The 8,283-nt window shown below is 49.3% G+C and carries 9 protein-coding genes; 4 read left to right on the plus strand and 5 right to left on the minus strand.

Annotated elements, in window-relative coordinates:
* Positions 1–7: 7 nt before the first annotated feature.
* The 3 genes from ACXJJA_RS08400 to ACXJJA_RS08410 form a co-directional block, all read right to left on the minus strand.
* Positions 8–1,624, minus strand: coding sequence for a hypothetical protein (locus ACXJJA_RS08400; RefSeq protein ID WP_456487768.1), 1,617 nt, complete (start codon positions 1,622–1,624; stop codon positions 8–10).
* Positions 1,625–1,690: 66 nt separating this feature from the next.
* Positions 1,691–2,017, minus strand: coding sequence for a DUF8471 domain-containing protein (locus tag ACXJJA_RS08405; protein WP_456487769.1), 327 nt, complete (start codon positions 2,015–2,017; stop codon positions 1,691–1,693).
* A gap of 4 nt (positions 2,018–2,021) precedes the next feature.
* Positions 2,022–2,477 (minus strand): VanZ family protein, encoded by a 456-nt coding sequence (locus ACXJJA_RS08410; RefSeq protein ID WP_456487770.1) that lies wholly within the window; start codon positions 2,475–2,477, stop codon positions 2,022–2,024.
* Positions 2,478–2,547: 70 nt separating this feature from the next.
* On the opposite strand from ACXJJA_RS08410, the gene ACXJJA_RS08415 reads away from it, so the two are divergent.
* From ACXJJA_RS08415 to ACXJJA_RS08430, 4 genes are all read left to right on the plus strand, one after another.
* The gene (locus tag ACXJJA_RS08415) at positions 2,548–3,603 is read left to right on the plus strand and encodes a DHH family phosphoesterase (RefSeq protein WP_456487771.1); all 1,056 of its coding nucleotides are present in this window, start codon (positions 2,548–2,550) and stop codon (positions 3,601–3,603) included.
* A gap of 11 nt (positions 3,604–3,614) precedes the next feature.
* A complete protein-coding gene (locus ACXJJA_RS08420) occupies positions 3,615–4,028 on the plus strand; it encodes a formylmethanofuran dehydrogenase subunit E family protein (protein ID WP_456487772.1) in 414 nt (137 codons plus the stop codon).
* A gap of 159 nt (positions 4,029–4,187) precedes the next feature.
* On the plus strand, positions 4,188–6,629 hold the full coding sequence (locus ACXJJA_RS08425) for a DNA-directed DNA polymerase (protein ID WP_456487773.1): 2,442 nt from the start codon (positions 4,188–4,190) through the stop codon (positions 6,627–6,629).
* A gap of 66 nt (positions 6,630–6,695) precedes the next feature.
* A complete protein-coding gene (locus ACXJJA_RS08430; protein ID WP_456487774.1) occupies positions 6,696–6,911 on the plus strand; it encodes a histone family protein in 216 nt (71 codons plus the stop codon).
* Between the two features lie 295 nt (positions 6,912–7,206).
* Here ACXJJA_RS08430 and ACXJJA_RS08435 read toward each other — a convergent pair whose 3' ends face one another.
* Both ACXJJA_RS08435 and ACXJJA_RS08440 read right to left on the minus strand, forming a co-directional pair.
* Complete coding sequence (locus ACXJJA_RS08435) at positions 7,207–7,857, minus strand: methanogenesis marker 17 protein (RefSeq protein WP_456487775.1); 651 nt, start codon at positions 7,855–7,857, stop codon at positions 7,207–7,209.
* A 196-nt stretch (positions 7,858–8,053) separates the two neighbouring features.
* On the minus strand, positions 8,054–8,283 hold a 230-nt coding region (locus tag ACXJJA_RS08440; protein WP_456487776.1), incomplete at its 5' end, for a hypothetical protein.

Raw genomic sequence — 8,283 nt, forward strand, 5'->3', positions numbered from 1 at the left:
GTTTTGCTCACTCGGGCTTAAGGATGCCTAGGGGGTCTATTTCCTTGTTCCGCTCGTAAAGACGCTGCACGCTCCTATAAATGAGCGGCACGCTATCATCTCCATAAACAACGTCCTTCTCGATGCTGTAAAACTCGTCGGCTGAGACTTCTATGCTCTCGGAGAGCGCCGCCTCCCAGCGTTTCGGCACGCTCTTAACGCCTACCGAGACAAATACATCAAGAATAGAGGGTATGAGCGAGAAAACCTTGCCGGCAACCTTAGTTTGCGTATCCGTGCTTATGTATTGCCCTCTGCATCTCTTAAGTTTCTTCACAACGGCACTCTTGCCGCCGCCTTCAACACGTAGCTCATCCTCTAAACTCCTTATCTCACTCGCAAGCATCTCTCTCTTGCGTGCAGCCTTTAAAATGAGCGTGTCTTCATCTAAAAAGTCATCAGGGTTCAACCCGAAGGCTTTCATCAATCCATTTAGCGCAGCCCTGTGCGCAGCTCCCAAGTAGTAATCTCTGCCACGCCACATTAGTGTCACCGGCACGTTAAAACCCAACTCTTTCGAAATCCCGTCGGAGACGAGCCCGTATCTCAAGCCGCCGCCCGCACCTGAAATGAAAAGTGCAACACCCAGACCCTCCGAAAATACAAGATTCCTCGTAATTGCATTCGGACTCATGCTCCCAAAGAGCTCTTTTAAACTTTCAAGGTTCAGCTCATACATCTCGCCACACACCGGGCACTCGCCGTAAGCGAGAGGGGGGCTGTCCATGAAGAGGGGAACCTTCCCGCCACAACTACAGTGATACCAAAAAGGAACGGAGTTCCTGCCACAATATCCTATGTCTTCCAACCCCTTTTCACGCACGATTTCGTCATGCAACTCATTAAACTTTGAGAGCTGCGAGATTATTTTCTCCCACTCCTCTACGAAAATCCCAGCACGCTGCACGTCAGAATATCTGAAAAACAACACTTCCAACCCCCAAAGCTCGTTACAAACCTTTGAGAGGAAAAATGCATTAACGTCCGAAAAACTTTTAGCAGATTCGTAGCAACGCCAGAGCAGCTCTTTCACTGCTTCAAGGTTCTTTATGCTTTCATCATCGCAGCACTTCTTGTAAACTGCAGTAATCCTTTCGAGCGCACTTGCCCACTCGTCCTCTGAAGGCTTTGATATGCAGTCAAACCTCTTCCAGCGGTCTTTACCTGAAATTTTGAATCCTATGGTCTCAAAGCCGTCCTTCGTCGCCGAGGGTATTCTATTCTGGTATATCCACTTCGCAGTGCATAAGTTATAGTCTGCGAAGCCGAAAATTGCGACGCACGCCCTGCCACCTTCGGCAATTTTCTTAGCGAGGAAGTCGAGCAGGAAAGCTTTACGCCAAACACCCGCATACGGCATGAAATTCGGCTGGTGTCCTGTTTCCAAAACCAGAACGTCCTTGGCAACAACTCCGCTCTTAAGAACGTGCTTCACGCACTCGTAAGTCCCTACATCCTTGTGAAACTTCTCGGCAACCTCTTTTATCCTCTTGACGTTCTTGACTTGATAGCTTTTCAAAGGGGCGCGAGCACCAAGCATCGGAATAAACTCGCTTAATTTCACTCCTCGCTCCGACTTCTGCATTCCTTTACATATTAAGAGGGCTTTGCATAAAAATTTATTGACAGCTTTCTCAAGCGTCTGCGACGTTCAAGACCCTTTTGAAAGCTTTCGCCGCTCGAGCAGCTTCATAAAAAGTATTTCTAACCTCCAAATGAGCAGCGCCAGCGCCGTCAGGCAGAGAAGAGCGATGACTATGTTAATGGCGGTTGTCGGTATGCCTAAAACTAAATCTATAAAGAGCGTTGTGAGGATGTCGGCGACGATGCTCAACACGCCCGCAAAGCCTACGCGCTCAATTAGGGTTATTTCCTCCTTCCTCGGAAAAAGCGCCAGCGTCAGTGCGTAGCCCGGCACGAATAGCAGGAAGATAAGCCCAAAAATTATGCGTAGGGCACTCAGAATCGCAGAAAGCATCCGCTCACCCCCACATCTTTTTAATGCCGAGGTATATAAAAATGAGCAATTGTGCCAGCAGCAAACCTACGACGTCAGCGAGCAAATCCATGGCGTTTGCAGAGCGATAAGGTACGAAACTCTGATGGAATTCGTCAGTAGCGCCATAAAACGTGCCGATGAGCAGCGAGAGTGCCGCCGCACGGGGAACGCTGCTCCTTGCCCTCAATGTGAGATACAGTAACAAGCCAAAGCCCATATACAGGATGGTGTGTGCGAACTTATCAGGATGCTTATATGCTATGTAAAAAGGATATACGAGAAAGCTAACGCCCCAATCTTCAAGCAGGGCAGCAAACTTATACAAAAACTGCCAGTCCCAGGGCTGCGGAGGCGATGGTAGCGACGACAAGTAAAATAAGAATGCTGCGTATGCGCACGTCAGAGCTACAAACACATGAGACTTAGTTAGCCGCCCCATACCCCCATGAATACTCAGTGTGTTTAAAAAGCTTTCTTTAAATTAGACTAAGTTTTAAACGGCGTTGACAATGCGTTGCCTAATAGTTCATCACTGGGATGCCGACGGCATAAGTTCCGCAGCGCTCCTTTATCTTCTGCTGCGACGTGGCGTCTTCGGCGAGCCACCTGCGAAAATAACGAATGTTACGCCGAAAATTGGCATCTACTCGCTTAAGAGCTTGCGCCTGCAAGGAGACTATGATTTAGTGATTTTTGCAGACATATGCTTTCCTAAGGAAGAAGTTTTGCGTTTAAAGAGGTTCGTCGGCGCTGAGGAGCTGTGGATTTTCGACCATCACGTCCAAGAAGAAATCCAAGAGGCGAGCGTGACGCACGTGAATCCGATTATTAAGGGGGAAAGCAGAGAGAAGTATCCGTCGGCGTCATGGCTGCTGGCTGAGCATTTCCGCAATTACGTAACATTGCCGCATTGCGAATTCCTAAAAGTCTTGGGGGCAGTTGGCGACCTTGAGGGGGGGATAAAAAAGACAAAAGCTTATCAAGATGTTAAAAGGTTTTTAGACGGCGTGAATATGAGCTTTGAGGAATTTTTGCATGTTGTAGAGCTTGTTGACTCGAATTACCGAGTTGGATGCAACGAGTGCGTTGAGGATGCCGTCCTTAAACTTTTGGAGGCTGAGAAGCCTCAAGACGTGCTGAAAGTAAAGGAATGGCGTGAAAGAGCTGAAAATGTGCGGGCGGAGATTGAGAAGTGCGTTTCAGGATGTAATGAGCAGCAAAAGCAGGAGATCAAAACTGCAAGCGGATGTAACGTTTTAATCTGCGAGTTGGACACCCGTCTCCACATAATCTCGGCGGTGACGAGGCGACTTGCGGCTGCAAACCCCGAGAAAATTGTCGTCGTCGTGAATAGGGGTTTCGAAATGGAGCGAGAGCAGGACAGCTTCGTCCAAATTTACGTGCGGACGCACCTTGCCCTCGACCTGACGCCGCTCATCCAGCTTTGTAGAGCAAAAGGATGCTCAGCAGGCGGAAAGCCGGAAGTCGTCGGGGTCGTGGCGTCGCCGGACGTAGGAACTGACTTTCTCAGAAGTTTAAAGGAGTTTTTAACCCGTAATTTCTGAGGGGTGCGAAAGTGGACTCGAGACTCGTAAAGAGAGCAGTGGAATTCCACGGACACTTGGGGCCTTTTCTCGTTTTAGGCTTGAAGATGGGGCTTTTTGCGTTGGAAAGGCTCGGAGCTGCGAAATACGAGCTGAGCGTCGTCGTGGAGACAGATAGCAAGCCGCCGGCGTCGTGTATCATCGACGGAATACAAGTTTCGACGGGCTGCACCGTGGGGAGGGGAAATTTGAAAGTGAAGTGGTGCGAGGGGACGCCTAAGATTGTTTTCAAGAAGGACTCTAAGCTTTTAGGGATAAAGGTGAAGAAGGAAGCTTTGAGGGAAATTAGAGCGAAGATGAAGAGGGAAAGCGGCGAGGCGGTTGCTAAGGACGTGCTGTTCAAGGATGAAAAACAACTATTCGACTTTGATATTTTCGCAGAGTAATTGAGGTAGCACTTAAGTCCCTTACCGACATTCCGCTCACGAGCCTCGGCAACGGGTGTGTAGCACGTGTCCCGTCCCACTCTCAGGTCCGGTTACTTTTAATCTCCGGTGGCAGCTTCCCGCGTCACAAATTTAAGCCGCGGTGCCGTAATAGTTCTGATGGAGTTAGAGGGTTTCTTGCTCGACGCAGATTACGTAACTGAGGATGGGCGGGCGGTGATAAGACTCTGGTGTAAAGACGAGCAAGGGAAACACTTCGTCATTTTTGACAGGAATTTTGAGCCCTATTTTTACGCACTTAAAGAAGACGTTATGGAAGGCGAGGAAGAGCTGAAGCGGGAGCTTTTGAGAGTGCGGGTGCAAAGTAAAAAAGCGGAAATTAGAGTGAAAGACGTAACCGTAGAGGAAAAAAAGCTTCTGGGCAAAACAAGGAGGGTTTTTAAAATTTTTGCAGAACACCCGAGGCACGTTCCGGCTTTAAGGAAGGAAGTGGAGAGAAAGGGCTTCACGGCGCTTGAAGCGGATGTGCTGTTTGCGATACGCTACCTAATAGATAAGGGACTGAAACCGTTCGGCGGAGTTAAGGCAAAAGGCGTATCGATGAGAGTTGATTGCGCCGACGCTGCCGTCGTGGCGGCTGAGGTGGAGTATATTGAAAAGGGAAAGCCGCCGCAACTTGATATTCTGGCGTTCGACTGCGAGATGGCGAACCCCTATGGGATGCCATCGCCGAGCAGGGACCCGATAATTATAATCTCAACCGCATACCTCACCGCAAACGGCGAACGAGGGTGCAAGCTCTTCATAAAGGGCGACGATGAGGACGACGAGCGGATAATCCAAGAGTTCTTGGATTTCATACGCGAATTTTCGCCCGATGTGATTGTGGGCTACAACAGCGACGCCTTCGACTGGCAATATATAAAGGAGCGAGCAAAGCTCCACGGCATCGAGCTGAGCGTCGGCGCCGACAGGAGCACGCCCCGTATTGAAAAAACGCCGACGCCCGAGGTCAACATCGCGGGGCGGCTGAACGTAGACCTCTACAGGGTCGTCCAACGGGACCTTGGTGAGGTGAAGGTCAAGACGTTAGAGAACGTTGCGGAGTTCCTCGGCGTGATGCAGCGCGAGGAGCGTGTCGAGCTTTCCGCAAAAGGAATTTACGAGGCGTGGTTGCAGGACAAGAAGAAGCTCTTGGAGTATGCGAGAGCGGACGTGGAAAGCACGCTCGGCATCGCTGAGCGCTTGTTGCCGTTGCAGTATGAGTTTTCGAAGATGACAAGGTGCCCACTGGACATAGTTGCGAGAATGGGGCGAGGGCGTCAGGTAGAAGCATATCTCAGCGCCGAAGCTTTCAAAATCGGCGAGCTTGTGCCGCCGAAGAGTGGCGCCGCCGAGACTTACGAAGGCGGCTTCGTGCTGAGCCCTGAAAAAGGTTTGCATGAGAACGTCGTCTGCCTTGACTTCTCCGCTATGTATCCAACAATAATGATTTCCTTCAACATCTCTCCTGACACCTACGTTGGAAACGCAAAAGAGGGTTTAAGCGTGCCTGAAGAGGCTGTAAACATTGCGCCTGAGGTTGGACACGCCTTCAGAAAGCAGCCGGATGGCTTTTTCAAGAAAATACTTGTGGAGCTCGTGCAGCGGCGAGCGAAGTTAAAAGAGGAGATGAAGAAACTCGACAAGGGCAGCGATGCCTATCGCCTCCTTGACATCCAGCAGCAGTGCATCAAAATCCTGACGAACAGCTTTTACGGATACACGGGCTGGGGCGCCGCCCGCTGGTATAAGCGGGAGTGCGCAGAGGCGACGACGGCGTGGGGACGCCATTTCATAAAAGAAGCCATAAAAATGGCTGAAGAAATGGGATTTAAGGTCATATACGGCGACACTGATTCCATTTTTGTGAAGCTGTCCGACGGTAGCGACGTTTTAAAGCAGGCGGAGGAGCTCGCAGCCAAAATTTCGGAGAAGCTGCCGCTGGAGCTTGAGGTCGAAGATTTCTTCAAGACAATTTTCTTCACGGAGAAGAAGAAGAGATACGCCGCCCTTACAGCAGATGGCGAAATCGTAGTTCGAGGTTTGGAAGTGCGGCGGGGTGACTGGTGCGAGCTTGCGAAAGAGGTGCAAGCAGAGGTCATAAATGCAATTTTGCGGGACAAAAGCCCTGAAAAGGCGGTAAAATACGTTAGGGGGGTTATAAATATGCTTAAGAGCGGCGAGGTCCCCCTAGAAAAACTTATCATTCGCAAGACGCTCACGAAGAAAGCATCGGGCTACGACGCAAAGCAGGCGCACGTATTGGCGGCGGAGAAGGCGAGGGCGAGGAACATAGTGTATGAGGTGGGCTCCAAAGTTCCTTACATCATACTTAAAGGCGCCGAGAAAATGAGCGAGCGGGCATTCCCCGCAGATTTGATAGATGAAGCAAGAGGCAATGAAATATTATCAGAGGGCAAGACGCATCATGTAGATTATAATTACTACGTGAAGCATCAGGTGATACCTGCAGCGCATAGGATCTTGAGATATTTCGGGTATGACACGAAAGTTTTTGAAGAATCGGAGCAGATGACTCTCGACAAATGGTTTAGCTAACTGGCGGGGGCGAGCGACCAAAAATTTTATATATTACCAGTGATTATCTGGTTACGGGTGGTATAAATGCCCGAACTACCGATTGCACCCATAACCAGGATAATAAGGAAAGCGGGTGCAGAAAGAGTGAGTGAAGACGCAAGTGTCGAGCTTGTAAAGTGCCTTGAGGAAGTAGGGGCGAAGATATCCAAGGAAGCGGTTGACCTTGCAAAACATGCTGGTCGAAAAACCGTGAAGAAGGAAGACATCCAAAAAGCTGCAGAAAGAATAGTCAAGGCTTAAAAAGAAAAAACAAAATCCCATTTCATTTTTACTTTTTTTACTGCTTGTTTTTAAAAGCTATCAAAACCACATCATATTTATATGGGAGGTTGCTTCCATGGGAGTGCCCACAGCATTATTGTTTGAACTTCTCACAGTCTAAGACGATGACATCCCCAGAAACGCTGCACACTTATGATTCTGCTTTTTAGGACAGTGGATACTATGGGTGTTCGAGCAACTCCATGACATCTTTGCTCTTGGCATAAAACAGGGTCTTACTTCGCACGCTTGCGCTACTGCGCAGCCTGATAAGTCAGACGTAACTCTCTCTATACGGCACGAAGAGCTTCTTCGGCTTCTCGTATTTCTTCATGAAATCCTCCTCAGTCAGGCGCAGCCGCTTCGGCGGTCTTGCTATTACCGCTTCCACTTCTTTAACGTCCTCATCGGTTATGGGGTTTTCAGAAGCTATGCACGAAACTATGTTCCTCTCGGCGTCAAGCTTCTTGACTATCCTAAAACCGATCGGGATTATCCTGAAAATCATGTCTTGAACAAGTGTGTCCTTTTCTCGTTCTTTTATGTCGGAGACCGGAAGTCCGAGAACGTCCTCCTTAGTCACCCCCATGAGCTCAAGACGGTTGTGTCTTATCTGTCGCACTCGCTCCTCCCCGAAAGCCTCCCAGAACATCTGCAACAAGTAAGGGGCGTATTCTTCTTTCCTTATCTCGACCTCAAGGGTGTCAATACCACGCTCCTTCATTTCAACGATGTCTTTCATCTCTATCTTCTCAACACTCGGATTCTTCCGCACTCGGATGTAAAACAAGGGCTTCTCTACGTTCATATACACTCTGACCTCTTCCACCACCCTACTAATGCCAAGATCAGCAACTACGTATTCGACGAGCCGCTTGAATGCCAGCGCCCCTTCTTCCTCGTCAACTTCGACATGAACTTCCATCTCAGAACCTTTCTGCATTGAACTTTAAAAAGTTTTCTGCTTTCATCCAACTGGACGGGTTAGAGTGGCGTATTCAATCCTATAAGCGACGCAAGCAGTAAACAAAGTATAAACAAAGTAGAAACACGAGCAAAGCAATAATGTTGCACGCCCCTTTCTTTAAAGCTAAATTTTCTGCCGACTTACCTTGCGTGCATCAGCCGAGCTTTGCAGCTGCACCCCTCAAATGCATTCTGAAGCTTTTATGAATTCTTATAACTTCCTCCCTCCTGCGGGCGTCCGCGCCTTCGAGCCAATGCAATTGGGGACGCCAATCCCCAGCGACTTCCAGCTCACCGTTTTTTACCGACGAGGCAAGCCTTTCTGTTAACAAATCCTCAAAACTTTGCAGGAAATTTTCCTGTGGCGTCGGCAGCGTCGTGGGCG

The organism is Candidatus Alkanophaga liquidiphilum (genome assembly GCF_053996935.1).